Genomic DNA, 24,750 nt, shown 5'->3' with positions numbered 1-24,750 from the left:
AACGGTGGCTATCGGAACACGCTCGACCCGTCAGCGCGCGGCGGTCGCTCAAGCGCTCGACAAGCTCGACGAATTCCGGACCGCCCAGGAGATCCACCAGGACCTCCGGACCGCCGGTGAGAACGTCGGCCTGACCACCGTCTACCGGACCCTGCAGGCGCTCGCCGACTCCAGCGAGGTCGACGTGCTGCGCAACGCCGACGGCGAAACGGCGTACCGGCGCTGTTCGAAGGGTCATCACCACCACCTGGTCTGCCGCAACTGCGGGCGCACCGTCGAGGTCGAGGGACCGGCCGTGGAGCGCTGGGCCGACAAGGTCGCGGCCGAGCACGGGTACGCCGACATCAGCCACACGCTGGAGATCTTCGGCACCTGCGCCGACTGCCAGCAGCCCTGATCCCGGGGTTTGCCTTTGAGCGCGCTCTAAGGCGTACGGTCAGGGACATGAACGCGACCGAGCTGCTCACGGACCGCCGCGCCGCCATCGCGGCACACCACCCGGAGCTGGAGCCTGTCGACCCGGAGCTGCTCTGCCTGCTCGAGCTCCCGGACGATCTGCCCGAGCAGCTGTCGATCGCCGAGGCCGCCGAGCTCACCGGCCTCACCGCCCACACCCTGCGGTACTACGAGCGGATCGGGCTGCTCGACGTACGCCGGGACGCGGCCGGCTACCGCAGCTACGACCGGCGGGCGATGGCGCGGATCGTGTTCATCAGCCGGCTGCGTGCCTCCGGCATGCCGATCGGCACACTAAGCCACTACCTGGCGCTGGTGCTCGAGGGCGACCACACCGCACCCCAGCGGCTCGCCCTGATGCAGGAGCACCGCGCCAAGATCCACCGGCAGCTGCGTGAGCTGCAGCTCGCCCTCGCGGTCACCGACTACAAGATCGACGTGTACGGCGGCACCGCCACTCCGTAACTTTTCCTCGCTCACCCCGGGGATCCCGGGCGGAGCCATGCCATTTTTCAGGGAGATTCTGATGAAACTGGGTACTCAAGGCGCCGAGGTCAGCCGGCTCGGACTCGGCTGTATGGGAATGAGCTTCGCGTACGGCGCGGCCGACGACAACGAGTCCGTCGCGACCCTGCACCGCGCGCTGGACCTCGGCATCACGTTCCTCGACACCGCCGATATGTACGGCTTCGGCGCCAACGAGGAACTGATCGGCGCGGCGATCGCCGACCGCCGGGACAAGGTCTTCCTGGCGACGAAGTTCGGGATCACCGGCGATCCGCGCGACCCGTCGAAGCGCGGTATCAGCGGGTCGCCGGAGTACGTCCGGTCCGCGATCGACGCATCGCTGCAGCGGCTGGGCGTCGACCACGTGGACCTGTACTACCAGCACCGGATGGATCCCGACGTACCTGTCGAGGAGACCGTTGGTGCGATGGCTTCGCTGGTCGAGGCCGGCAAGGTGCGCTACCTCGGGTTGTCGGAGGCGTCGGCGGAGACGATCCGGCGCGCGCACGCCGTCCATCCGATCACCGCGGTGCAGAGCGAGTGGTCGCTGTTCAGCCGTGACATCGAGGAGTCGGTGCTGCCGACGTGCCGCGAGCTCGGCATCGGGATCGTGCCATACTCGCCGCTCGGGCGCGGCATGCTGACCGGCGCGCTGCCGTCGGAGCTTCCGGCCGACGACTTCCGCCGTACCCTGCCGCGCTTCTCCGGCGACAACCTCGACGCGAACCTCGCGCTGGTCGAGGAGATCCGCTCGGTCGCGGCCCGGTACGACGCGACGCCGGGCCAGGTCGCCCTCGCCTGGGTGCTTGCGCAGGGCAACGATGTGGCTCCGATCCCGGGGACGAAGCGGCGCAAGTACCTGGAGGAGAACGCAGCAGCCCTGCAGTTGGAGGTGTCCGCGGACGATCTGGCCGGGCTGTCGAAGTTGACCCCGGTCGGCACCCGCTACCCGGACATGAGCTGGGTCGCCGGGCAGACCGCGCCCCAGGACTGATAAACTGACCGCAGTAAGCCTTCCGTACCGGACTCTTCCGGCGGGAGGCTTTTCTGCGTTCTGATCCAGTTGAGGAGACCCATGTCTGATCTCGTGGTACGCCGTGTCGACGCGTCCGACCGGCCCGTGATGGAGCGGCTGTGGCTGCTGTTCCGTCACGACATGTCCGAGTTCCAGGGGCAGCTGCCGCGGCCTGACGGCAGCTACCGCACCGAGTGGTTGGAGAAGGTCCTGACCGGGGATCCGGAGTGGGCCGGATACCTGATCTCCATCGGTGAGAACCCGGTCGGCTTCTGCTTCATGCGTGCGCTGCAGCAGCCGGTGCGCGTGCTGAACGCGTTCTTCATGGTCCGTCCGGTGCGCCGCAGCGGCCTGGGACTACGGGCGGTGCAGGAGGTGCTGTCGAACCACCCGGGGCCGTGCGACGTCGCGTTCCAGGGGAACAACGAGAAAGCCGTCCGGTTCTGGCAGCGCGTCGCGACCGAGGTGTCCGGCGACGTGTGGACGCAGGAGGCCCGGCCGATCGCGGGCAACCCCGATGCCACGCCGGACCTGTGGATCTCATTCAAGGTGTGACGGCAGCCCGAAGTACTCGAAGAGGCCCTGGTCGAAGAACGTGATGTTGTGCGTGATCCCCGCCTTGGCGACGGTGAAGACCTGGAGGGTGTGAGGGTGGTAGCGCCCGTCGTCGGTGCGCACGTACGCGCCGACGGCGGGCTGGCCGTTCGCCGTCGTCGGCACCATCCGCCAGGCCGGGCCGCGCATCGCGTACACACGCTCGATGAACGCGCCGTACGCCTCGCGTCCGACGAACCACAGCGGCGCCGGCGGCATCTCGAGCACAACGCGCTCGGCGAGTAGCCGGCTCAACTCTTGTACGTCGGCCGCTTCGAAGGCACGGACGTAGTCGTCGACGATCGCCCGGATCTGGCGGTCCGTGGGCTCGTCGACGTCGTCCTCGCTGACATCGACCTCGGCCAGGCGCGCGCGGGCACGCTGGAGTGCGCTGTTGACCGAGGCTGGGGTCGTCTCCAACGCTTCCGCCACATCGGCTGCGGACCAGTCCAGGACATCGCGCAGTACCAGGACTGCCCGCTGCCGAGCGGGCAGATACTGCATCGCGGCCACCAGCGCGAGCCGCAGACTCCCCTTGGCCGCCACGGCCGCAGCAGGGTCGTCATCGGTGGGGAACGGCTGCAGCCAGGGCACATCGAGAGCCAGCTCGATCGGTGCCTGGGCATCGGTCGCCGCCGCGACCAGACCTGACGGGAGAGCACGCCGTCCCCGTCCCTTGAGCGCCGTCAGGCAGGCGTTGGTCGCGATCCGGTAGAGCCAGGTCCGCAGCGAGGCACGCCCGGCGTCGTACGTGTCGATCGCGCGCCAGGCCCGCAGGAAGGTCTCCTGCACGAGGTCTTCCGCATCGTGCACCGATCCGAGCATCCGGTAGCAGTGCGCCAGCAATTCCCGCCGGTACGGCGCCACCTGCTGGTCGAAGTCGTCACGGTCCACGGCGCGAGCCTCCCACTTGTCGAGGTCTGTGGAAGTACATACCGCGCCGCTCGGCGGAATTCATCGCTGCACGGCCGATGAATCGGCGAGGTGCGCCAGGTACATACCCACGTTCTGACTCACCGAGGGAGATGACCTGATGGCTGCTGTGATGATCAACCGCCCGGCTGACGTCGGCACCCGGCGCGGACCGATGCTCGCCGTGCTGCTGCTCGGCCAGTTCATGGCATTGCTGGACACGTCCGTCGTCAATGTCGCGATGCCCACCATCGGCGCCGCGTTCCACGCGTCGGGCGCCTGGCTGCAACTCGTCGTCGGCGGCTACATGGTCGCGTACGCGATGACGCTGATCACCGGCGCCCGGCTCGGTGATCTCTACGGCCGCCGCCGGATGTACTTGATCGGCGTGGCGCTGTTCACGCTCGCCTCGCTCGCCTGCGGTCTGGCGCCGGGGATCCTGCCGTTGGTGCTGTTCCGCTTCGCTCAAGGAATGGCAGCGGCGGTGATGGTGCCGCAGATCATCAGCGTGATCCAGACCCACTTCGCCGGTCCCGCCCGCGCCAAGGCCCTATCGGCGTACGGTGCGACGCTGTCCGCCGGCCAGGTGGCCGGGCTGGTCGTCGGCGGCCTGCTCCTGGCCGCAAACCTGTTCGGGTCCCAGTGGCGCCCGATCTTCCTGATCAACGTCCCGGTCGGCATTCTGCTCGCGGTCCTGGTGCCCCGGCTGGTCCCGGCCGACCAGCCGATGGCCGCTCGTCGGCTGGACCTCGCCGGGCTGGCGATATCGACCTTCGCAGTACTCCTGCTGGTGCTTCCGATGGTGATCGGGCACGAGCTCGGCTGGCCGCGGTGGACGTTCGTCTGCTTCGCCCTGGGGCTGGTCCTCGCCGTCGTCTTCGTGCGGTTCGAGCGGCGGGTTGCCGATCCGCTGCTCAACCTCGACGTACTCCGTGCTCGCGGTCTCGGGGCAGGCATCGCGACACTCGCCTGCACCCTGCTGGCCGTTGCCGGGTTCATGTTCAGCTTCACCCTGCATCTGCAGAACGGTCTCCATGAGTCGGCCCTGCGTTCCGCGCTGACCTGGCTCCCGTTCGCCGTCACCTTCGGCCTGGTCGGCTACTTCTGGCGTTCGCTCCCGAGCCGGCTGCATTACGTGGTCGTCCCCACCGGCCTCGCTCTGTGCGTGCTCGGGTACGCCGGCATCGGACTCGCTCAGCTCGGCGCCGGTTCGCTCGTGTGGCCCGCGCTGGTGCTCGCCGGAGCAGGCATGGGCCTGTCCGCCAGCCCGGTCGTCACACAGTCCCTGGTCCACGTCCCGCTGAGCAGAGCAGCCGACGCGAGCGGTGTCCTCACCACAACCATCCAACTGAGCCAGGTTGGCGGCGTCGCGATCTTCGGCACCCTCTACCTGTCGGGAGGCTCCCTCACCACAACGAGCTGGTTCCTCGCCCTCATGGCAGCGATCGGCATCGTCGCGGGCAGCTTCCTTGCCCGCAACGTCCACCAGGCTTAGAAGACGACCACCGAACGCAGTACGTCGCCGTGATGCATCTTCGTGAAAGCGGCCTCGACGTCGTCCAAGCCGATTGTCTCGGAGACGAAGCGGTCCAGCGGGAGACGGCCCTGGAGGTGGAGATCGATGAGCATCGGGAAATCGCGGCTCGGCAGGCAGTCGCCGTACCAGCTGGACTTGAGCGAGCCGCCGCGGCCGAAGAAGTCGAGCAGCGGCATCTCGAGCGTCATGTCAGGAGTGGGTACGCCGACGAGCACGACCGTCCCGGCCAGGTCCCGCGCGTAGAAAGCCTGCTTCCACGTCTCCGGGCGGCCGACCGCGTCGATCACGACGTCGGCGCCGAACCCGCCGGTCAGCTCCTGCACCGCCTGGACGACTGCGTCGTGGTCGAGGTCCCTGGAGTTGATCGCGTGGGTCGCGCCGAGCTCCTGCGCCACGGTCAGCTTGCGGTCATCGATGTCGATGGCAATGATCTTCGCGGCGCCGGCGAGGCGGGCTCCGACCACGGCCGCCGTACCGACGCCGCCCGAACCGATCACCGCCACCGTGTCGCCGCGGCCGACGTTGCCGGTGTTGATCGCGGCGCCGAGACCGGCCATCACGCCGCAGCCGAGCAGGCCGGCGACCTCGGGCTTCGCGGCCGGGTCGACCTTCGTGCACTGACCCGCCGCGACCAGGGTCTTGTCCGCGAACGCGCCGATCCCGAGCGCGGGGCTCAGCTCGGTCCCGTCTTTCAGGGTCATCTTCTGCTTGGCGTTGTGCGTGTTGAAGCAGTACCACGGCCGGCCGCGCAGGCAGGCGCGGCAGTTCCCGCAGACGGCCCGCCAGTTCAGTACGACGAAGTCGCCCGGCTCGATGTCCGTTACGCCGTCGCCGACCGACTCCACGATGCCGGCCGCCTCGTGCCCGAGCAGGAACGGGAAGTCGTCGTTGATCCCGCCCTCCCGGTAGTGCAGGTCGGTGTGGCAGACCCCGCAGGCCTGGACCTTCACCACCGCCTCACCCGGACCCGGGTCCGGGATCGTGATCTCCTCGATCGTCACCGGCGCACCCTTGCCCGCCGCCACCACACCACGCACCGTCTGAGCCATTCCCCGAACCTAACCGCCCGACCACCCCTCCGTCACGCCACACGCGTGGCGCCCCCACCCCCCACACCCCGACATTGAGAAGCCACCGACCATTTTTCGGGCCGCGAAATGGTCGGTGGCTTCTCAAAGTCGACCTGACGACGGTGTGGGGACGGCTGCTGTCCACCGGTCGGGGGACAGCGAGTCAGCCGGGTGGTGCTCCCTCGGGAGGGTGGCGCGACGGGAGAGTTGAGGCATGGAGAACGACAACGCAGTGAGGGTGCGCGGCCTGGTCAAGCGGTACCCGGACAAGGTCGCGGTCAACGGTGTCGATCTGGACATCCACCGGGGCGAGGTCTTCGCCCTGCTCGGCCCGAACGGGGCCGGGAAGACGACGACGACGGAGATTCTGGAGGGGTATCGCCGGGCCGACGACGGTGAAGTGAGCGTGCTGGGGACCAACCCGGCCAACGGCGACCGGTCCTGGCGGGCGCGACTCGGCATCGTGCTGCAGACCTCGCGGGACGAGGCCGAGTCGACGGTGACCGAGCTGGTCAACCACTACGCCAGCTATTACCCGAACCCGCGCGATCCGGACGAGGTGATCGCCGCCGTCGGCCTGGAGGAGAAGCGCAAGACCCGGCCACGCAAACTGTCCGGCGGACAGCGCCGGCGGCTCGACGTCGCGCTCGGGGTGATCGGCAACCCGGAGCTGCTGTTCCTGGACGAGCCGACGACCGGGTTCGACCCGGAAGCACGCCGGCAGTTCTGGACGCTGATCGAGGAACTTCGCACCGAGGGCACCACGATCCTGCTCACCACGCACTACCTGGACGAGGCCGAGCACCTGGCCGACCGGGTCGGCGTGATCGCGGACGGCCGGATGATCGAGATCGGTACGCCGGAGACGCTCGGCGGGCGCGGCGCCCGGACCGCACGGGTTTCCTGGTCCGACGCAGACGGACCGCACGAGCTGCGCACCGACCAGCCGACCGCCGAGGTCGCCGCGCTGATGGCCCGCTTCGGCGGCGAGGTGCCCGAGCTCGAGGTCAGGCGCCCGAGCCTGGAAGACATCTACCTGGACCTGATCGGCAAGGCCGCGGTTGCCGGCGACACCCCTGCCGTTGCGATGGAAGCTGGAGCGCTCTGATGGCCGACACCAAAGCGTTGCCGTCCACACTCTCGGTCGGCCTGGCCCGGACCAGGCTCGAGGTCCGAGAGTTCTTCCGCGAACGGGAAGCGCTGATCTTCACCTTCTTCTTCCCGATCATCTTCCTCGCCATCTTCTCCGCCGTCTTCGGCAGCACCGACTTCGACGGCGTCAACGCCGCGACCTACTTCACCCCCGGGATGATCGCGTCCGGCATCTTCCTGAGCAGCTTCCAGTCGCTCTCGATCAGCATCGCGCTCGAGCGTGACGAGGGTCTGCTGAAGCGGCTCCGCGGTACGCCGATGCCCCCGCAGGCCTACTTCATCGGCAAGATCGGCCAGGTCCTGATCACCTCGATCGCGCAGATCGTGTTGCTGCTGGCAATCTCCGGGTTGCTGCTCGGCGTCGACCTGCCGACCGAGCCGGACAGGTGGCTGAACTTCGTCTGGATCTTCATCCTCGGCACGGCGTCCGGTTCGGTGCTCGGGATCGCGTTCAGCGTCGTACCGAAGTCCGGCAAGGCGGCGTCCGCGGTGATCACCCCGATCGTCCTGCTGCTGCAGTTCATGTCCGGTGTGTACTTCGTCTACAGCAGCCTGCCGGCGTGGATGCGCAACGTGGCCGCGGTGTTCCCGCTGAAGTGGCTCGCCCAGGGGATGCGGTCGGTGTTCCTGCCGGACGGGTTCGAGCTGACCGAGCCGGCCAAGTCCTGGCAGCTCGGCACCGGCGCGATCGTGCTCTCGATCTGGCTGGTCGTCGGCCTGTTCCTCGCCCAGCGGGTGTTCCGCTGGACCCGCCGGGACGCGGGCTGATGAACGAGGTCACCGGTATGACGCCGGAGCTTCCGGACCGGCGTCGTACCGGGCTGTCGGCAGAGGTCTCGGCGGCGCCGGCCTGGACCGGACCTCGTGTGTGGATCCTGATGTGGAGGAAGATGGGGTCCGTGCAGAGCTCGAGCGGTGGCGCCGGACAGCCCGTGTGGACCCGGGCGTTGATCGGATGGCACATCGTTTTCTGGGTGCTGCTCGGGATGACGCTGGCGCTGTCGTTCCTCGGGGACCTCGGTGCCGTCCGGCAGGCGGTGTTCGCCGGCACGGTCGTGGTGCTCGGAGCGGCGTACCAGTTCATCGGTTTGCCCGCGATCCGCTCGCGGCGGGCGCTCCCGTCGTACGCCTATCGGCTGGTGCTGATCGCATCGCTGGTGGTGCTGATCGGGATCTATCCGCAGTCGGTCTTCCTGATGTTCATCGCGTCGGCCCAGATCTGGTTGCTGTGCGAGGACGTCCGCGAAGGGATCGGGCTCAGCCTGCTGCTGGTGGTCGGCGTGGGTACGGCGCAGTTGTGGAGCGCGGGCTGGGGCTGGACGGCGTTCTGGGAGATCCTGCCGTGGATGCTGGTCAGCCTCGTGGTCAGTCTGCTGTTCGGGATCTGGATCGAGAAGGTCATCACACAGAGTCAGCAGCGCGCCGAGCTGATCGAGCAGCTCGAGGCCGCGCGTGACGAGCTCGCCGAGGCGCACCACAGTGCGGGTGTGATGGCTGAGCGGGAGCGGATGGCGCGGGAGATCCACGACACGCTCGCGCAGGGGATGACGAGCATCGTGATGCTGGCGCAGACGGCGGCGGTGGAGTTGCAGCGGGGCGCCGATGCATCGGCGCGACTGGCGGCGATCGAGGACACCGCCCGGGAGAACCTGGCCGAGGCGCGGGCGTTGGTTGCCGCGTTCACCCCGGTTGCGTTGTCGGAGGCAACGTTGGCCGAGGTACTGCGGCGGCAGGCGGAGAGGTTCGCGGCCGAGACGGGAGTCGACGTACAGGTGTCGCTGGACCTGCCTGATGACGAGGTCGCGGCGCTGCCGCAGGCGCAGCAGGTCGTGCTGTTGCGGTCGGCGCAGGAGGCGCTGGCCAACGTACGCAAGCATGCGCGGGCGACGCAGGTGCTGATCACGCTCGGGTTGTCGGACGACGGGGTGTGGATCGAGATCCGCGACGACGGGTCCGGGTTCACGCCGGGCGCCGAGGCGCCCGGATTCGGGTTGACCGCGATGCGCGGGCGGGTCGAGGAGTCGGGCGGTTCGGTCCAGGTGGAGAGTGCGCCGGGGCGCGGTACGCGTGTGCAGGTATTGATCCCGGCTGTTCAGGAGGATGCGTGATTCGGGTTCTGGTGGTCGACGATCATCCGGTCGTACGGTCGGGGCTGACCGGGATGTTGTCGGTGACCGAGGACATCTCCGTCGTCGGCGAGGCCGGGGACGGGTCGGAAGCGGTGGCGCTGGTTGAGTCGACGCGGCCCGACGTCGTACTGATGGATCTGCGGATGCCGCGGATGGACGGCGTGACTGCTACCGGGGCGATCGTGTCCGGCTATCCGTCGACCCGGGTGCTGGTGTTGACGACGTACGACACGGACACCGACATCCTGCATGCCGTTGAGGCCGGCGCGGCCGGGTATTTGCTCAAGGACACCCCGCACGCCGAGTTGCTGAACGGGATCCGCGCCGCGGCTCGAGGTGAGACGGTGTTGGCTCCGCCGGTTGCGGCGCGGTTGATGTCTCGGCTGCGTACGCCGGCTGCACCTGCCGCCGCCCTGCCGTCTCCGCGTGAGCTGGAGGTGCTTGCCGCTGTGGCCCGAGGTCTCAGCAATGCGGAGATCGGGCGAGAGCTGTTCATCGGCGAGGCCACGGTCAAGACGCACCTGCAGCGTCTCTTCGCCAAGCTGGACGTCGACGACCGCACGCGTGCTGTCACGGTCGCCATCGAACGCGGCCTGCTGCCTTCGCCGGGGCGTTAGAGCTTCAGGCCGCCCTCCTGGGCGGGACCGTCGAGGCGACGGCTGAGGCTCGACTCCGGCTGGTGCGCAACCGGGTGCTGGTCGGCGCGTGCGGTCGGGTTGACGCCGGCGCGCACCGCATCGGCCAACTGCGCGGCTTCCTTGTCGGCCTGTTGCTTCTCGGCCAGCGCGCCATTAGCGACGTTGACGGAGAACTCGGCGACGGCGTTGAACCCCTCGCTGCTCCTGGCGAGAGCTGCGTGCACGCGCTGAACGTGTTCGCCGGTCCGCGCGATCGAATCATCCATCCGGCCGATCGTCTGCCGGAGCGCGGCCGACGGCTGCACGTCCGCGGGCACGGCGGTGTGGAATCTGTACGCCGCCTGCCGGCCGTCCGACAGTTGGGCGGTCATCGCCTCGACCCGCTTGTCGACGTCGTCGACGACAGTCTTCAGGAACTCGACACCCGAACGAAGCTTCGCCACGTCGTCGGTCGAACGATCAGGCATCTGCTCGATCCTGTCCAGGTCCCGCAGAGCGCCTTCGAGAGCCTGCGATCCGGCCTGCAGACAATGACGGTCCTCCGGCGTCATGCCGGTGCTCAGACTGCCCAGCTGTCGCTGCACCCGGCCGAGGTGCGCCGACTGCTGCTCGACGTCGCCCTGGTACGTCGCGAACGTGCGGACGAGGTTCTCCCCGGCCGGCGCCTTGGCGGCGCCCTCGGCCACCTGCGCCCTGTGCTCGGCCGCCGCGAGGCCCTCGACGCCCGGCCGCAGCATCGCGAGATCCTCCGACCGGCGCTCCAGCATCCGGCCGATCTGGTCGTCGCCGAGCTCGTAGGTGACCGACCGCAGCGTTGCGTGAACCTCGGTCACCGCTCTCGCGATCTGGTCGGTGTAGTGGGCGAATTCCGCCTCGTTCGCCATCAGCTCGCCTTCGTCCGCCGCGCGCCGGTCCGGCCCGCGCTCCCGTCATGATTGATGCCTCGAACAACGAGCGTAGACGCAACGAGGTCGACCGGCGGTTCCCGGTGCGTTGCCGGCCGAAGGTCAGGCGTCGGTGGCAACCTCGTTCGGGATCGCGCCGCCGTACCTGCGGTCGCGCTGCGCGTACAGCTCGATCGCCCGCCACAGATCGCGGCGGTCGAAGTCGGGCCAGAGCGTGTCCAGGAACACCATCTCGGCGTACGCCAGCTGCCACACCAGGAAGTTGCTCGTGCGCTGCTCCCCCGACGAGCGGACGAACAGGTCCACCTCGGGGATGTCCGGCGCGTACAGGTGCCGCGCGATCGTCTTCTCGGTGATCCGGTCCGGCTTGAGCTTGCCTGCGGCAACTTCTGCCGCGATCGACTTCATCGCGTCCGCGATCTCCGCCTGACCGCCGTAGTTCACGCAGAACTGCAGCGTGATCGTGTCGTTGTCCTTGGTCCGCTCCTGCGCGTACTCGAGCTCGTCGATCACGCTCTTCCACAACCGCGGCCGCCGCCCGGACCACACCACCCGGACCCCCATCGCATCCAGCTCGTCACGGCGCCGATGGATCACCTCCCGGTTGAACCCCATCAGGAACCGCACCTCCTCCGGCGAGCGCGCCCAGTTCTCCGTCGAGAACGCGTACGCCGAGATGTACTTCACCCCGATCTCGATCCCGCCCTTGATCACATCAAGCAGGCTCGCCTCCCCCGCCTTGTGCCCCTCGGTCCGCGCCAGCCCCCGCTGCTTGGCCCACCGCCCGTTCCCGTCCATCACGATCGCCACGTGCCGCGGCACCAACTCCTTGGGAACCTCCGGCACCCGAGCCCCCGAAGGATGCGGCTCCGGCGGCACCACCACCTTCTTCTCCCCCGAACCCCCCAAAACCCCTCGACCCCGACGACGACCAATAGGCGACATACCCCGCATCCTCCCACCCAGCCCGCCCCACTCCCACGCCCACCCAACCCCCGGCCCCGCCGTCCCTGCAACAACCTGCAACCTGTGGATAACCCACCCCGACGAACACCCTCCGTATGCAACCCTTACACCAACAGCACCCAAGAACGGAGCCCCACCTCATGCCCCGCCGACCGGCCCTCGCCCCAGCCCTAGCCGCCCTCTGCGCCGCCACGACGCTCACCGCGTGCCAAGGCTCCCCCGAAGCCGGCCACCCCAACACCACCCCCACCCCAAGCTCCACCACCATGAGCCCGAGCCCCACGCCAAGCGGGCCGTCCACACCTGGATGGACCGCGGAGGAGCAAGCCGCCATCACCGCCGCTAAGGCGCGTTACCTCGCTGCTCGCGCCGCAGCAGGAAAGGCACTCGAAAAGCCCGAAGGTGTGCGGAGTCCGGTCCTCGAAGCCGCCGGCAACGGCGGTGCGTGGCTCCAATCGATCCTGGAGCGGCTGGACTTCTTCACGCGAAACGGGCTTTACCAGAGTGGCACCAGCAGGATCATCTCGACCGAGCCAAGCTCGGTTGATCTGAATACGGAACAGCCGACCGTCATCCTGAAGAGCTGCATCGACGGAACCGGGGTTCAGATGCGATATCGAGCAACTGGAAAGCCGGTGCCAGTGGCGAGCACGGTCGGCGGCGGCAAGCACGGCGTCAATGCACGATTCGTCTACGCTGCCAACGCCGCGGGCAAGAAGATGTGGTTCTTGATCGAAGAGAAGGCGGCTGGGGCATGCTGAGCGCCCTCAAGTCGGCATTGCTCGTAATGACAGCGGGAGTGGCTGTTGCTTGCCTCATTGCCGGCCCCGCTCTCGCTCTTCCAACGCCGCCGGCTGGCTATATGTGGATCCAGGACCCGGACACTGGCGAATACAACTTGGTGCTCATTGCACGTCTCCCAGGCGAGAAAGAGACCGAGGAGAAGGGCAAGGATCCGCAATCGATCAAGAAACCGATGTGTCAGTTCAACGGCGCTGCCCAAGCCTGCACGTCCTCACTCGGCAATTGGTCCAACAGCCATCAGTGCTACATGCGTCGAGAGGCACCCCAACCGCCGTTCAGCGATCCTCGGTGGCAAGGACATACGGACGGGAGCCTTTGGGCCTGCATTCGCGAGCAGGGGTACGACGAGGGCAGGCATCTGGTGACCGAGTGGGTCTGGCTTCCAGGAGAGCCAGACACGGTGGTCATCGATCCCCTGACCTTGGCTTACCGAGCGATCGCAGCAATGAATCTTGAGCCGCCCGTCGTAAAGACAGCACCCGGCGCCGACCAGATCGGCTTGGTGAACATGCCGGTGTGGATGTGGGTCACGAAGAGTGAGAACACCTTTGGACCGATCACGCGCGAAGCGAGCGTGCCGGGGTTGTCGGTTACGGCGACTGCGCAGGTCAAGGCGATCAACTGGTCCATGGGAGACGGCGACACGGTCCGCTGCGACGGCGCGGGTACGCCGTACGACCAGTCCATGGGCATCAAGGATTCGCCCGACTGCGGACACCGGTATGCCAAGACGTCGCAGAAATTTCAGAACTGCAAGTACCCGGTGACTGCCACCGCGCAGTGGGCAATCACCTGGCAGAGCACGCTAGGTGACACCGGTCAGATCTCAACAACCCAAGAGGCCACGACGCAACTCCGAATCGGCGAGGCTGTGCCGGTGCTGGTTGATCCCGATGGCGGTAGCTCGGCTGCGCCCCGTTGAAGCTGCGTGTTGACGGGCTGGTGCGTGAGTCAGAAATGTGAGAATCATGAGCGATTACAATCCGAGCATGCTTGGACCGGAGACTGAGTCGCGGATCTATTTGCTTGACGACGACCAGCGGGGACTCGTACCAGGCGGGCCGGCGGTGATTCGGCCTGATGGGGTTCGGGAGGAGATCCCCGCGCTGGTGTATCGGGCAGTACAGCATGTGCTCGACGCGATGCGGGCAGGGCGGGCCGTGCAGATCGTGCCGCTGCGGACCGAGTTGCCGATCGACGAGGCGGCGGACGCGATCGGTATCGGGCGTGATGACCTCCGCAAACATGTCGGCGCCGGCGAAATCCCGTTCCGCTCCTCGGAGTACGTCGACTGGGTCAAGCTGGCCGACGTGATCAATTGGGACAACGCCCGGATCGCCCGCCGTCGCGCAATCCTGGACGAGATGGCGGCTGACGACCTCGCAGACGACGAAGAGTAACGCCGGTGACCGAATCGAGCTCGCCGGCCCCTCGACGAGGCGGCGAACGCGCATTTCTGGACGCCAACGTCATCCGTGGACAGCAGACGAACGACGTGCTGCTGTCCCTGGCCGACCAGGGCGTCTTCGAACCGCGTTGGACCCAGCAGGTCATCGACGAGATGCGCCGCAACCGGCCGCCGGGGGTATCGGAGAAGGCCATCGACCGACGCATCTCCAGGATGAACGCCGCGTTCGAGGACGCGATGACCGAGGCGCCACCGCAGGAGCTGCAGGATCAGATGCAGGCGGACCCGAAGGACAAGCACGTCCTGGCAGGAGCCGTCCACAGCAAGTCGGCTGTGCTGGTCACCGACAACCTGAAGGACTTCAGTCCGCCGTCGTCGGGTACGAACGCGATGCGGGTCGAGAGTCTCAACCAGTTCCTGAACCGGAAGCTGGGCGAGGAGCCGGAGCGAGTCCAGGCAGGCTTGCAGGCGTTGGTGGACCGCAACCGACGTGAGCCGAAGACCATGTCGGCGTTGATCGATTCGATGGCTGAGGGGCAGGAGCTTCGGGGGTTTGCGCAGAAGCTCAATTCGGTGGTGCCGCCGGAGCAGCGGGGTACCTCACCGGTGTTGACGGCGAATCGGCGTGGGTCTGCTCGGTACACCGCGTTGGAAGGCGTCGCTCGGCCTGGTATGGCGCATGCGCCGGAGACCACACCTGAAGCGCGGAAGGCCAGTGGCGGGCAGGGTGTCGAGAAGGCCAAGGACGCCGAGCAAGGTAAGTGATGGTGGCGAACGACGGCTAGGGAGCTGAGCATGCATGGACCGACGCGTGATGCGCGGATCTATCTGCTGGACGATGACGAGCCGCAGGTCGTCCCGGAGGGCCCCGCAGTGATCAGGACCGACGGGGTTCGGGAGGAGATCCCTCCGGTGGTGTATCAGGCGGTGTGGCATGTCGTTCAGGCGATGCGTGCCGGGCAGGCGGTCAAAGTGGTCCCGTTGCGGACCGAATTGCCGATCGACCACGCGGCGGATGCGATCGGGATCGGGAGGGATGACCTGCGCAAGCACGCCGCGGACGGAAACATTCTCTTTCGGTCGACGGAGTACGTGGACTGGGTTCAGTTGGCCGATGTCATCCGATGGGACAGCGAACGGCGAGGGCGCCGCCGCGCCATTCTCGATGAGATGTTCGCGGACGACGAGGAATAGGCGGCATGACCGAGTCGCCGTACCTGCGTACCTCCGATCTCGAGCGGGCGTTCCTGGACGCGAGCGTGCTCCGGAGCCGGTACACCAGCGCCGTCCTGCTGTCATTGGCTGATCAGGACATCTTCGAGCCGCGCTGGACCCAGCGCGTGGTCGACGAGCTGCGCCGGACAGGGGTACCGGACCAGCGCATCGCGAGGATGAACCAAGCGTTCGAGCGGGCCATGATCGAGCCTCCACCGCGGGGATTGCACGACGAGGTACGGGCGACGCCAAAGTACCAGCATGTTCTGGCCGGTGCGGTGCAGAGCAAGTCGCAGGTGCTTGTCACCGGAAGTCGCACGGAATTCGACCCGCCGTCGACAGGGCCGTATGCGATGCGGGTCGAAGGCGTGAACCAGTTCCTCAACCGCAAGCTCGAGGAGGATCCGCATCGGGTCCTGGACGGACTGCAGACGGTACTGGCCGGCAGCGGGCGGGAGCGGGCAACGCTGGCCACGCTCATCATCGCGCCGGACGGTGAGCACGAACTTCGATCCTTCGCGGAGAAGCTGAACGCCGCGCAGGCGGAGGTGCTGTCAGGAGGCACCTGACGTGAGGTCCAGGTGGGGGAGGGAGCGGAGTTGGTTTTCTTGGTGGTAGGTGAAGAAGGCGGCTATCAGGCCGGTGGATTCTCGGCGGGTTCTGGGGTCGGCTTTTAGGGCGGTGGGCCAGTCGCCGGTGAGGAGGGCGGCTAGGTGGGTGACTGTGGCGGAGGCGGGCATGGCTGAGGCTGGGGGGCGGCAGGTGGTGCAGACCATGCCGCCGGAGGCGGGGTTGAAGGCTCGGTGGGGGCCTGGTTCGCCGCAGCGGGCGCAGTCGTCGAAGGACGGGGCGTAGCCGGAGATCGCCAGGGAGCGGAGGAGGAACGAGTCGAGGACCAGGCCTGGCTCGCGTTCGCCGGTGGAGAGGACGCGGAGGGCGCCGGCCAGCAGGAGGTGGTGCTGGGTGGCGGGTTCCTTCTCCTCTACGACGAGGCGGTCGGCGGTCTCGAGCAGGACGGTGCCGGTCGTGTACCGGGCGTAGTCGCCGACGATGCCCTCGCCGTACGCCGCGATCGACTCGGCCTGCGTGACCACATCGAGGGTCCGGCCGGTCGCGAGCTGCAGGTCGACGTGGCTGAACGGCTCCAGGCGGGCGCCGAAACGCGACGACGTACGGCGGACTCCTTTGGCGACCGCTCGGACCTTGCCGTTGGCGCGGGTCAGGAGCGTGGCGATGCGGTCCGCCTCACCCAGCTTCTGGGTGCGCAGCACGATCGCCTGATCCCGGTAGAGCGGCACCGCACCAGTCTCTCACTGAGCGCGGACATACTCCTCGAAGCCGGTCGGCTCGACGCCGGTGATATCGCGTACGGCGGTGGACACCTGGCTCAGCTCGCCGCTGGCGATGGCGGCGTACGACGTGACCCAGCCGGCCACCTCCCACGCGGGAGCGCCGTAGGACTCGCGGGATCGGTAGGCCTCGTCGAGCGTCTCGGGCTCGTAGCGGATCTTGCGGCCCCAGGCGTCGGTCAACACCGCCGCCGCCTCGGCGAGGGTGAACGCCCGCGGCCCGGTCAGGTCGTACGTCGCCCCCACATGCTCGTCGACCGAACCAGCCGAGCCGGATGAGCCGGCCGAGGGATCCGCAGGGGTGGAGTTGGCGGTGTGGAGGATTGTGGCGGCTACGGCGGCTACGTCGTCTCGGGAGACGGCGGCGACTCGGCCGTCGCCGGCCGGGCCGCGGATGACGCCGTCCTGGCCTACGCCTCCGAGGACGAAGTCGAGGTACAGGTTGTCCCGCAGAAAGGTGAAGTCGACGCCCGTCGACCGGATGTGCTGCTCGGTATGCCAGTGATCCCGCGCGAACGTGAACGTCGTCCCCGGCGACGCCCCCACGAACGACGTGTAAACGATTCGCCGCACCCCAGCAGCCACCGCAGCGTCGACGGTTGCCTTGTGCAACGCCACACGATCGGCCGACTCCGATGCGCTCAGCAACATCAGTACGTCGACCCCGTCCAGCGCGTTGAGCAGTGCCGCATGCTCGCCGTACGCCGCCTGCGCGACCGTTGCACCGGGCACCGAAGGAGCCCGGCCCGGATCGCGCACGATCAACCGCAGCGGTACGCCGGCCAACCGCGCGACAATCCGGGAACCGAGCTGTCCGGTCGACCCGGTGACACCGATCACTTGCCCACCAGGCCCATCCCGCTGTCGGTGTACCGCTGCCCGGCGACCGCGTCCGGCGGGAACGCCTGGTCCAGCTCGGCCAGCTCCGACGCCGACAGCACAACATCCAGAGCACCGAGGTTCTCGGCCAGGTACGTCCGTCGCTTCGTCCCCGGAATGGGCACCACGTCATTGCCCTGAGCAAGCAACCACGCGAGCGCCAGCTGTCCGGGTGTCACGCCCTTCGCGGCAGCCAAGGCCTGCACCTTCGCGACCAGGTCGAGATTGCGCTGGAAGTTCTCACCCTGGAACCGCGGCAGCCCGCGCCGCATGTCGTCGTCCGGGAAGTCCGCCTCCGACTTGATCTGCCCGGTCAGGAACCCGCGACCGAGCGGGCTGAACGGCACGAACCCGACGCCGAGCTCCCGGAGCGTCGGCAGTACGACGGTCTCCGGGTCGCGCGTCCACAACGACCACTCGCTCTGTACGGCGGTGATCGGATGTACTGCGTGTGCCGCCCGCACCGTCTCGCCGTTGACCTCGGACAGCCCGAGGTACCGGACCTTGCCGGCCTCGACCATCTCAGCCATCGCTCCGACGGTCTCCTCGATCGGCACGGCCGGGTCGCGCCGGTGCAGGTACCACAGGTCGACATGGTCGACGCCGAGCCGTCGCAGCGACGCATCAATAGCCTCACGCGCATAAGCGGGCGAGCCGTCGACAACGGTCGGCACAACCGCGTCCGCGGACGGCCGCTTGAAGCCGAACTTCGTCGCGAGCACCACCTCGTCGCGGCGCCCCGCCAGCGCGCGGCCGACCAGCTCCTCGTTCGCACCGTCGCCGTACACGTCGGCGGTGTCGAGGAAGGTGCAGCCCGCGTCGATGGCCGCGTGCAGCGTCGCGATCGACTCGGCGTCGTCCGCGCGGACGCCGTACGACTGGGACATCCCCATGCAGCCGAGGCCGAGGGCGGAAACGGTCAGGTCACCGAGCTGGGATTCACGCATGTCCCGAACCTACCGCCGCGACGCGCCGACGGGGGCAGGGGGCACGGGGAGGTGAGACATGTTCCTGCCCAGACAACAGTAATGTGACATTTTGCCGTCGCGAGGCACACAGGCCGCAACATTCCATATCTTCGGCTGGCACGAGTAAGCAGCAAAAGGGGTGGACATGTTCCTGCGTCGGGCGCTGCGGTACCGCTGGGCACAGGCCCTGGTACTGACCGGCATCAGCCTGCTGATCGGCGCCTGCGCCGTCTTCGGGCCGTGGTTCGCCCGCGCCGTCGAGCAGACCGTGATGACCGAGACGCTGTCCGGGCAGCGCCTGCCCGCGTCCTGGCTGCTCGCCTCGACAGGTCCGCAGACCGGGACCGCGACGCGCCCGGAGGACCTCGACAAGCTGCTTCCCGCCAACCTGAAGCCGCTCTTCACCCCGCCCCTGCACGGCATCTACAACGACGTCGGCTGGAGCACACCGGCTACCGAGGGTGACCAATCGCCCAGCGCTCGGGTGCGCTGGCGGGACGGGTACTGCGCTCAACTCGACGTCACCGAGGGCCGCTGCCCACAGGCGGCGAACGAGGTGATCGCCTCGACCGTCGACAAGACGACGTGGGACTTCCGCGTCGGCACGACCCTGACCGCCACGCCGAGCGACGTCGGCAAGGGCGGCGGCCGACTCACCATCGTCGGCTTCTACCAGCCCAAGGAAGCGCGCGGCGACTTCTGGTACGGCGACTATCCGACCGGCCACTCGCACCAGCCGGCCGACAAGGACCCGGGTGCCGCCAACGAGTTCTTCACCGACAGCGCGACCTTCGCCGGCACCCAGTGGTCGCAACGGGTCACGTCGGACTTCCGGCCGATCCCCGGGGTCGCCCGGCTCGGTGACCTGGATCGCCTCAAGGAAGCGACCGAGACCGTCAACGGCAACGCCAGGGAGATCGGCGTCGCCGCGCAGAACACGTCCTCACTGGCCACTCTCGTCGATCAGATCCAGGCGGAACGCAAGCAGGCGACCACGATCATCCCGCTGGTGATGGTGCAGGTCGCGTTGTTCGCGGTCGTCGTACTCGCGCTTGCATTGGCTGCTGTTGTCGACCAGCGGCGCCCCGAGATCGCGCTGTCCCGCTTGCGTGGATCATCCACCAGGCGGACCCAGCGCGCTCTGAGCATCGAACTCGGTCTACCGGTGCTCGTCGGCACCTTGCTCGGCGGGCTGGCGGGCTTCGGGTTGCTGCTGATCGTTTGCGCGACCTGGCTACGGCACGGCGCCCCGGTCGAACTGCCCTGGACGGTCCCGGCCGCGCTCGCGGTAGCCGCCGTACTCGCGCTGATCGTCGTAGTACTCCAGGTCCGGGGCACCGTCCGGCAGTCGATCTCCAACCTGCTTCGGCGCGTGCTTCCCCGCCGCCGCGGCCGGACGATCGGCGTCGCCGACCTGTGCATCATCGTGTTCGCCGTAGCCGGGCTGATCGCCGCGCTCACCGGTGACGGCCGCGGTCCGCTGCCAGTCCTCACGCCCGCGCTGCTCGGGCTCGCGGCCGGCCTGACCTTCGCGCATCTGCTGCTTCCGACGGCCGGGTTGGTCAGCCGCAGCGCACTCCGGCAAGGGAGGCTGGGCCTCGCGCTCGGCGCATTGCAGATCTCGCGCCGTCCCGCCGTGACCCGGATCGTCGCCGCTGTCGCGGTCGCCGCCGCGCTCCTCACGTTCGCCGGCCAGGCCTCGTCGATCGCCGCTGCCAACCGTGAAACCCGCTCCGGCTACGAGACCGGCGCCGAGGGCGTACTGCGGATGAACGCCCTCTATCTCGGATCGTTCCTGCAAACCGTCAACCAGATCGACCCCGACCGCCACTGGCTGACGCCGGTGGTGATGGCCCATCCGCCCTCGCCCGACACGCTGCAGTCGGAGATGATCGAGCCGGCCAGCTTCCGGCGGATCGCGTTCCAGGGTGACCGGCTGACCGACGCGCAGGGCTGGCAGACGTTGCAGGCACCGGCGAACGTGGCCCCGATCCAGTTCCGCAGTTCGCAGCTGACCGCCACGGTCGCGGTGAACGCGATCAAGCCGCTCATCAGCCGCGCCGCGAACGGCGACACGATCGACGGCGGTACGCCGAAGTCCGTCGTCCTGCGGGCGAACGTGGTCAGCCATCGCGACGGCTCCCGCTTCCTGGTCTCCTTCCCGCCGGTCCGCTTCCCGGCGACGAAGCCGGTCGTACTGCGGGCACCTGTCGAATGTCTGGGCGGATGCGACCTGTTGCGGCTCGGCATCGGCCGCGAGGCGCTCGACCCGGCCGGTCTGCAGGGCAATCTGGTGATCAGCAAGCTCTCGAGCGATGACCACCCGACGATCGCGCTCGGCGGGTCGGACGCCTGGCGGACGGTCCCGCAACTCGGGTCCGATCAGAGCTCGGTCACGGCCTAGCCGGGCGGTGAGCTGACGATCGCGATGAAGAGCTTCGGCAACGACGAGTTCCTCCAGTACGCGACCGTGCCGCCGATCGTGCCGGCGTTGGTCACACCGGAGTACCACTGGGTCGACGGTGCCACCACCAGCCCAGCGGCCGACGGCAGCCCGATGACACTGGCCAGGATCGACCGGCTGCGCGGACCGGTCAACAGGCACGGCGATCGGACCGCGGTGGTCGATCTGGAGACGGTACGGCGGCTCGGCGGCGTCGTGGACGAAGGCGGGACCGACTTCGAGCTGTGGTTGAACAAGGACGGTCTCGCGAACGTCGACACGATCACCGGCAAGCTCGCGAAGGCCGGATACAACGCCGACCTGGTGGATCGCCGGGACGACCGGATCGCGGCGTACGGGCGTTCGGCGAGCGCGCTCGCGTTGCAGCTGACGCCGGTGGTCGGCATCGCGGCGTGGGTGCTGGCCATCGTCGTACTCCTGCTGACCGTCGTGACGTCGTGGCGGTCGCGGGCGCAGGACTACGCGAGCCTGAAGATCACCGGCGTACCGGCGAGGGCGACCGGCCGGGCCGCGCGCTGGGAGCAGACCGGTCCGGTCGCACTGGCCGTCCTGCTCGGGACGACCTGCGGGCTGGTGGGCGTGCATGTCGCGCTGCCGCTGATACCGCTGTTCGCGACCAGCGGCGGCCCGGTGCCGCTCGACCTCGGCATCAGCTGGCCGGTCGCAGTGATCCTCTGGGCCGGAGGTACGGCGATCCTCGCCACCGTGACGTTGTTCCTCGGCAGCGGCGTCAACAGACGCTCCACCTACAACCGCATCCGGGAGGAGCTGACATGACCGGTCTCGCGATCAGTACGACGGGATTGGTGCACATCTACCGTGCGCACGGTCACGACGTCGCCGCGCTGTCCGGTATCGGGATCACCGTCCGGCCCGGCGAACTGGTGGGACTGCTCGGACCGTCCGGTGCCGGGAAGTCGACGTTGCTCCAACTGTGCGGCGGCCTGCTCACGCCCAGCGCGGGCCGGCTGCAGGTCGGGGAGCACAACGTCGCCACGATGACCGACGCCGAGCTGGACCGGATGCGGTCCGGTGACGTGGGCATCGTGCTCCAAGGTGCCGGACGCAACCTCATTCCGTACCTCACGCCGGCCGACAACATCCGCTACGCCCAGCAGGCCGCGTCCGAGGAGCGCGACCTCCCGACGCCGGAGACCATCCTCGAACTCGTTGGCCTGGGCAACCATGCGGCGACTCCCCTGTCCCAGTTGACGCCTGGCCAGGTGCAGCTGTGTGCCGTTGCCGTCGGCATCGCAACCCTTCCCGGCCTGCTGCTCGCCGACGAACCGACCAGCCAGCTCGACCACCACGCCCGTGACGAGGTCCTCGCGGCGCTCCGCACGATCAACACGGAAACCGGGATGACCGTCCTGCTCGTCACCCACGACCCGGAAGTCGCCGCGACCCTCCCCCGCACCATCACCATCCGCGACGGCCGGATCGCCTCCGAGGGCAGGTCCGGTGAGGAGTACGCCGTGGTCGCGGTGGACGGATCGTTGCCGCTGCCACCGCATGTCGCGGAGCTGTTGCCGCCCGGAACACTGGTGCAGGTCACGACCGACGACGGCGTCATCCGGCTCACCCCCGTGGAGCACGAGGGGAACCAGTGATCAACGTCAGCCAGGTGACCGTGCGGTACGGCGAGTTGACCGCGGTGTCGGACGTGTCGTTCACGGTCCCACCGGGTTTCGTGCTCGCGGTCAGCGGGCCGTCGGGTGCCGGCAAAAGTTCGTTGCTGTGGGCAATCGCCGGTGCGGTGCCGGTGGCGAAAGGACAGGTCGAGATCGACGGATTGGTGATCACCGACCGTCCGACGGCGGCCGCGCACGGCGTTGTACTGATCCCGCAGGGCAACGGACTCGCGCGAGTGCTGACCGCGCGTGAGAACCTGTCGATCCCCTTGCTGGCCGAGCGCAAGCCGAGTGAAGAGGTCGAGCGGACGATCGAGCGGGCGCTCGCGGGTGTCGGACTCGAGGAGAGCGGCGACCACTTGGTCGAGGAGCTGTCCGGTGGCGAGCAGCAGCGCGTCGCGGTCGCTCGCGGGATCGCCCAGCGGGGCCGGGTGATCCTTGCGGACGAGTCGACCAGCGAACTCGACAGCACGAACCGCGAGCGCGTCCTCGACCTGCTGCACGAGGAGGCCCGCCGCGGCGCGGCCGTCGTGATCGCCACCCACGACCCGAATGTCGCGGACAGCGCCGACGGCCACGCCGTGATGGACGAGGGCCACCTCAGCTGGCTACGGCGCCTCTGACCGGTACGCCGATCAGCGTCGGATCGAGCTGTATCCGCACGATCACAGGGCCAATTGCGTGGGTGTGGTTGGTGGGCCGGCCGTCAGCAGGCGGTCGATCAGGCTCGGTAGGTCGCGCGGAGCGAAGCGGCCCTCGTGCGCCGCCAACTCGGATCGGGTCCACCATTTCATCGCGTGGACGTTCTCGGCGCGGAGCTCGGCTGCGCTAAGTGTGCCGGCCGGATCGAACGCCGCGGTACGGATCAGGAAGTAGTCGTTGAGGACGCCGTCGTAGCCGGTGGCGTGGCCTTCGGCAACGACTTCCTGGTGCCAGAGGTGTGGCGGGTCGGCGAAGTCGCGCAGGCCGACCTCCTCCACGAGCTCGCGGCGGAGCCCTTCCACCACGGTCTCGCCGGGCTCGAGACCGCCGCCGGGCGTCGCCCACAGCGGGCCGTCGTCGAACTCGAACCGGACCAGCAAGATGCGCTCGGCCTCGTCCACGATCACCGCACGAGCCGCCGGGCGCAGCCTCGGTAGGCGCAGCTCGAGTTCGCGGTGCTCCTCGACCGGGCGGAAGCCGAAGCGGGCGTTGACCTTGCGCATCGGCGCGTTCGACAGAGCGGTCCAGGTGTGCAGGAAGCGTTGCGTCGTACGGTGTTTTGCCAGCTGCTCGAGGTTCGCCAGCTTCAGGTGGGTGCCGAGGTTATGGCCGCGGTGCTCGCGCAGTACCAGCGTGTCGTCCTGCTGGGCGTGCTCGGCGTCGGCCCGCGGCAGGTACAGCAACGTGTACCCCGCCGGCCTGCCGTCCAGCGTGTGGGCCATCGTCACCAGGGCGAGGTAATTGCGGTCGATCCGCGCCTCGCTCGCCTCGAGCTTGTCGACCGTCCACGGCACCAGCTCGCGGGTCATGCCACCGGTCGGCACGTCCAGATCCATCGCGGTGTGCAGATCGGCGTACGCCTGCTGATGCTCCGGCGGGCACACGCCCGCCCACGAGGTCAGCTGGTACCCGTCCAGCCGCCCCGCTGACTCCCTCAGCTCGTCCAGCCGCAGGTCGTCGTACGGCAGCGGTACGACGAGGTGCTCCTCGACGTGTTCCACCTGGAAGCCGAGCCGCTCCGCGAACGCGGCACCCGCCCAAGGCTCACACGGGACACCGAGCTCCGTCTGGACGATGGTCCGCCCGAGCTGGGCCGAGCGCGTCACGGCCCACTGCCACAGGGCCGTGCCGATCCCGCGCCGCCGGTGCTCCGCGGGTACGTCGATCTCGACCTCGACCGTGTCGAGGTTGTCGGTCAGCCGGTACTCGAACAGCATCCCGCCGAGCACCCGGTCGTCCTCGAACGCGCCGACAGCGATCCGCTGCTTCAGCGGGCTGGGGTTGCGCAGCGAATAGCCGAGCGTCTCGCGCGCGGCGACCAGGGCAGCCTTCCGGCCGGCGACGGCACCGGCCCGGAAGGCGTCGTACCACTCGTCGAACAAGGCCAGGTCGGCCGGGTCGATCTCGCGTACCAAGATCACCCGGCCGACCCAATCAGACAAGCAGGCC

Annotated in this window: 27 protein-coding genes; 19 read left to right on the top strand and 8 right to left on the bottom strand. The window is 68.4% G+C overall.

What is annotated here, in order from left to right; all coding sequences use genetic code 11:
- The first annotated feature begins 4 nt into the window (after positions 1 to 4).
- The 4 genes from AB0J62_RS08660 (at position 5) to AB0J62_RS08645 (ending at position 2,533) form a co-directional block, all read left to right on the top strand.
- Positions 5 to 397, top strand: a complete 393-nt coding sequence (locus AB0J62_RS08660; protein WP_363866012.1) for a Fur family transcriptional regulator — start codon at positions 5 to 7, stop codon at positions 395 to 397.
- A 47-nt stretch (positions 398 to 444) separates the two neighbouring features.
- Positions 445 to 921, top strand: coding sequence for a MerR family transcriptional regulator (locus AB0J62_RS08655; protein WP_363866009.1), 477 nt, complete (start codon positions 445 to 447; stop codon positions 919 to 921).
- Between the two features lie 61 nt (positions 922 to 982).
- A complete protein-coding gene (locus AB0J62_RS08650; protein ID WP_363866006.1) occupies positions 983 to 1,957 on the top strand; it encodes an aldo/keto reductase in 975 nt (324 codons plus the stop codon).
- Positions 1,958 to 2,038: 81 nt separating this feature from the next.
- The gene (locus AB0J62_RS08645) at positions 2,039 to 2,533 is read left to right on the top strand and encodes a GNAT family N-acetyltransferase (protein WP_363866003.1); all 495 of its coding nucleotides are present in this window, start codon (positions 2,039 to 2,041) and stop codon (positions 2,531 to 2,533) included.
- On the opposite strand, the gene AB0J62_RS08640 is transcribed toward AB0J62_RS08645, so the two are convergent.
- Positions 2,519 to 3,466 carry a sigma-70 family RNA polymerase sigma factor gene (locus tag AB0J62_RS08640; RefSeq protein ID WP_363866000.1) on the bottom strand — a complete coding sequence of 316 codons (948 nt, stop codon included), beginning with the start codon at positions 3,464 to 3,466 and terminating at the stop codon, positions 2,519 to 2,521. The genes AB0J62_RS08645 and AB0J62_RS08640 overlap by 15 nt on opposite strands.
- Positions 3,467 to 3,605: 139 nt before the next feature.
- On the opposite strand from AB0J62_RS08640, the gene AB0J62_RS08635 reads away from it, so the two are divergent.
- The gene (locus AB0J62_RS08635) at positions 3,606 to 4,979 is read left to right on the top strand and encodes an MFS transporter (RefSeq protein WP_363865997.1); all 1,374 of its coding nucleotides are present in this window, start codon (positions 3,606 to 3,608) and stop codon (positions 4,977 to 4,979) included.
- On the opposite strand, the gene AB0J62_RS08630 is transcribed toward AB0J62_RS08635, so the two are convergent.
- Positions 4,976 to 6,070: an S-(hydroxymethyl)mycothiol dehydrogenase gene (locus AB0J62_RS08630; RefSeq protein WP_363865994.1), complete on the bottom strand. Its 1,095-nt coding sequence runs from the start codon at positions 6,068 to 6,070 to the stop codon at positions 4,976 to 4,978. The two genes, AB0J62_RS08635 and AB0J62_RS08630, sit on opposite strands and share 4 nt — an antisense overlap.
- Before the next feature lie 235 nt (positions 6,071 to 6,305).
- Here AB0J62_RS08630 and AB0J62_RS08625 point away from each other — a divergent pair, with 235 nt between their 5' ends.
- The 4 genes from AB0J62_RS08625 to AB0J62_RS08610 are packed head-to-tail and all read left to right on the top strand — an operon-like array spanning position 6,306 to position 9,989.
- Positions 6,306 to 7,199 carry an ABC transporter ATP-binding protein gene (locus tag AB0J62_RS08625; RefSeq protein WP_363865991.1) on the top strand — a complete coding sequence of 298 codons (894 nt, stop codon included), beginning with the start codon at positions 6,306 to 6,308 and terminating at the stop codon, positions 7,197 to 7,199.
- On the top strand, positions 7,199 to 8,011 hold the full coding sequence (locus tag AB0J62_RS08620; protein WP_363865988.1) for an ABC transporter permease: 813 nt from the start codon (positions 7,199 to 7,201) through the stop codon (positions 8,009 to 8,011). Before AB0J62_RS08625 ends, AB0J62_RS08620 begins: the two co-directional genes overlap by 1 nt.
- Entirely contained in the window at positions 8,011 to 9,351 is a 1,341-nt protein-coding gene (locus tag AB0J62_RS08615; RefSeq protein ID WP_363865985.1) for a sensor histidine kinase, read from the top strand. The genes AB0J62_RS08620 and AB0J62_RS08615 overlap by 1 nt, the downstream gene beginning before the upstream one ends.
- Positions 9,348 to 9,989: a response regulator transcription factor gene (locus AB0J62_RS08610; RefSeq protein WP_130447114.1), complete on the top strand. Its 642-nt coding sequence runs from the start codon at positions 9,348 to 9,350 to the stop codon at positions 9,987 to 9,989. Before AB0J62_RS08615 ends, AB0J62_RS08610 begins: the two co-directional genes overlap by 4 nt.
- Here AB0J62_RS08610 and AB0J62_RS08605 read toward each other — a convergent pair.
- Together AB0J62_RS08605 and AB0J62_RS08600 are read right to left on the bottom strand one after the other, a co-directional pair.
- A complete protein-coding gene (locus tag AB0J62_RS08605; RefSeq protein WP_363865980.1) occupies positions 9,986 to 10,894 on the bottom strand; it encodes a hypothetical protein in 909 nt (302 codons plus the stop codon). The genes AB0J62_RS08610 and AB0J62_RS08605 overlap by 4 nt on opposite strands.
- A 123-nt stretch (positions 10,895 to 11,017) precedes the next feature.
- Positions 11,018 to 11,869, bottom strand: coding sequence for an isoprenyl transferase (locus AB0J62_RS08600; protein WP_363865977.1), 852 nt, complete (start codon positions 11,867 to 11,869; stop codon positions 11,018 to 11,020).
- Positions 11,870 to 12,147: 278 nt separating this feature from the next.
- Here AB0J62_RS08600 and AB0J62_RS08595 point away from each other — a divergent pair, with 278 nt between their 5' ends.
- The 6 genes from AB0J62_RS08595 (at position 12,148) to AB0J62_RS08570 (ending at position 15,877) form a co-directional block, all read left to right on the top strand.
- Positions 12,148 to 12,642, top strand: a complete 495-nt coding sequence (locus tag AB0J62_RS08595; protein ID WP_363865974.1) for a hypothetical protein — start codon at positions 12,148 to 12,150, stop codon at positions 12,640 to 12,642.
- On the top strand, positions 12,636 to 13,607 hold the full coding sequence (locus AB0J62_RS08590; protein WP_363865971.1) for a hypothetical protein: 972 nt from the start codon (positions 12,636 to 12,638) through the stop codon (positions 13,605 to 13,607). The genes AB0J62_RS08595 and AB0J62_RS08590 overlap by 7 nt, the downstream gene beginning before the upstream one ends.
- A gap of 67 nt (positions 13,608 to 13,674) precedes the next feature.
- Positions 13,675 to 14,085 carry a hypothetical protein gene (locus AB0J62_RS08585; RefSeq protein WP_363865968.1) on the top strand — a complete coding sequence of 137 codons (411 nt, stop codon included), beginning with the start codon at positions 13,675 to 13,677 and terminating at the stop codon, positions 14,083 to 14,085.
- A 5-nt stretch (positions 14,086 to 14,090) separates the two neighbouring features.
- Positions 14,091 to 14,858, top strand: coding sequence for a PIN domain-containing protein (locus AB0J62_RS08580; protein WP_363865965.1), 768 nt, complete (start codon positions 14,091 to 14,093; stop codon positions 14,856 to 14,858).
- Positions 14,859 to 14,888: 30 nt separating this feature from the next.
- On the top strand, positions 14,889 to 15,287 hold the full coding sequence (locus AB0J62_RS08575; RefSeq protein ID WP_363865962.1) for a hypothetical protein: 399 nt from the start codon (positions 14,889 to 14,891) through the stop codon (positions 15,285 to 15,287).
- 5 nt (positions 15,288 to 15,292) lie between these two features.
- Positions 15,293 to 15,877: a PIN domain-containing protein gene (locus AB0J62_RS08570; protein WP_363865959.1), complete on the top strand. Its 585-nt coding sequence runs from the start codon at positions 15,293 to 15,295 to the stop codon at positions 15,875 to 15,877.
- On the opposite strand, the gene recO is transcribed toward AB0J62_RS08570, so the two are convergent.
- From recO to AB0J62_RS08555, 3 genes are read right to left on the bottom strand one after another with little or no spacing between them, the layout of a single operon-like run.
- Positions 15,863 to 16,606, bottom strand: a complete 744-nt coding sequence (gene recO, locus AB0J62_RS08565; RefSeq protein WP_363865956.1) for a DNA repair protein RecO — start codon at positions 16,604 to 16,606, stop codon at positions 15,863 to 15,865. The two genes, AB0J62_RS08570 and recO, sit on opposite strands and share 15 nt — an antisense overlap.
- A gap of 12 nt (positions 16,607 to 16,618) precedes the next feature.
- Positions 16,619 to 17,497 (bottom strand): SDR family oxidoreductase, encoded by an 879-nt coding sequence (locus AB0J62_RS08560; RefSeq protein WP_363865953.1) that lies wholly within the window; start codon positions 17,495 to 17,497, stop codon positions 16,619 to 16,621.
- Positions 17,494 to 18,483 carry an aldo/keto reductase gene (locus tag AB0J62_RS08555; protein WP_363865950.1) on the bottom strand — a complete coding sequence of 330 codons (990 nt, stop codon included), beginning with the start codon at positions 18,481 to 18,483 and terminating at the stop codon, positions 17,494 to 17,496. Before AB0J62_RS08555 ends, AB0J62_RS08560 begins: the two co-directional genes overlap by 4 nt.
- A 166-nt stretch (positions 18,484 to 18,649) precedes the next feature.
- Between AB0J62_RS08555 and AB0J62_RS08550 the strand changes: the two genes are divergently transcribed.
- From AB0J62_RS08550 to AB0J62_RS08535, 4 genes are read left to right on the top strand one after another with little or no spacing between them, the layout of a single operon-like run.
- The gene (locus AB0J62_RS08550; protein ID WP_363865947.1) at positions 18,650 to 20,908 is read left to right on the top strand and encodes an FtsX-like permease family protein; all 2,259 of its coding nucleotides are present in this window, start codon (positions 18,650 to 18,652) and stop codon (positions 20,906 to 20,908) included.
- Between the two features lie 24 nt (positions 20,909 to 20,932).
- Positions 20,933 to 21,745 carry a hypothetical protein gene (locus AB0J62_RS08545; protein ID WP_363865944.1) on the top strand — a complete coding sequence of 271 codons (813 nt, stop codon included), beginning with the start codon at positions 20,933 to 20,935 and terminating at the stop codon, positions 21,743 to 21,745.
- Entirely contained in the window at positions 21,742 to 22,578 is an 837-nt protein-coding gene (locus AB0J62_RS08540; RefSeq protein WP_363865941.1) for an ATP-binding cassette domain-containing protein, read from the top strand. Before AB0J62_RS08545 ends, AB0J62_RS08540 begins: the two co-directional genes overlap by 4 nt.
- Positions 22,575 to 23,222 carry an ATP-binding cassette domain-containing protein gene (locus AB0J62_RS08535; RefSeq protein ID WP_363865938.1) on the top strand — a complete coding sequence of 216 codons (648 nt, stop codon included), beginning with the start codon at positions 22,575 to 22,577 and terminating at the stop codon, positions 23,220 to 23,222. The genes AB0J62_RS08540 and AB0J62_RS08535 overlap by 4 nt, the downstream gene beginning before the upstream one ends.
- 42 nt (positions 23,223 to 23,264) lie before the next feature.
- Here the strand turns inward: AB0J62_RS08535 and AB0J62_RS08530 are convergent, their stop codons facing one another.
- Positions 23,265 to 24,722, bottom strand: a complete 1,458-nt coding sequence (locus AB0J62_RS08530) for a GNAT family N-acetyltransferase (RefSeq protein ID WP_363865935.1) — start codon at positions 24,720 to 24,722, stop codon at positions 23,265 to 23,267.
- Positions 24,723 to 24,750 lie beyond the last annotated feature (28 nt).

This window comes from Kribbella sp. NPDC049584 (genome assembly GCF_040675555.1).
In the GTDB taxonomy this organism is placed as follows: Bacteria; Actinomycetota; Actinomycetes; order Propionibacteriales; family Kribbellaceae; genus Kribbella.
Note: the sequence above shows the minus strand (reverse complement) of the source record. Positions and strands in the feature narration are given on the sequence as shown.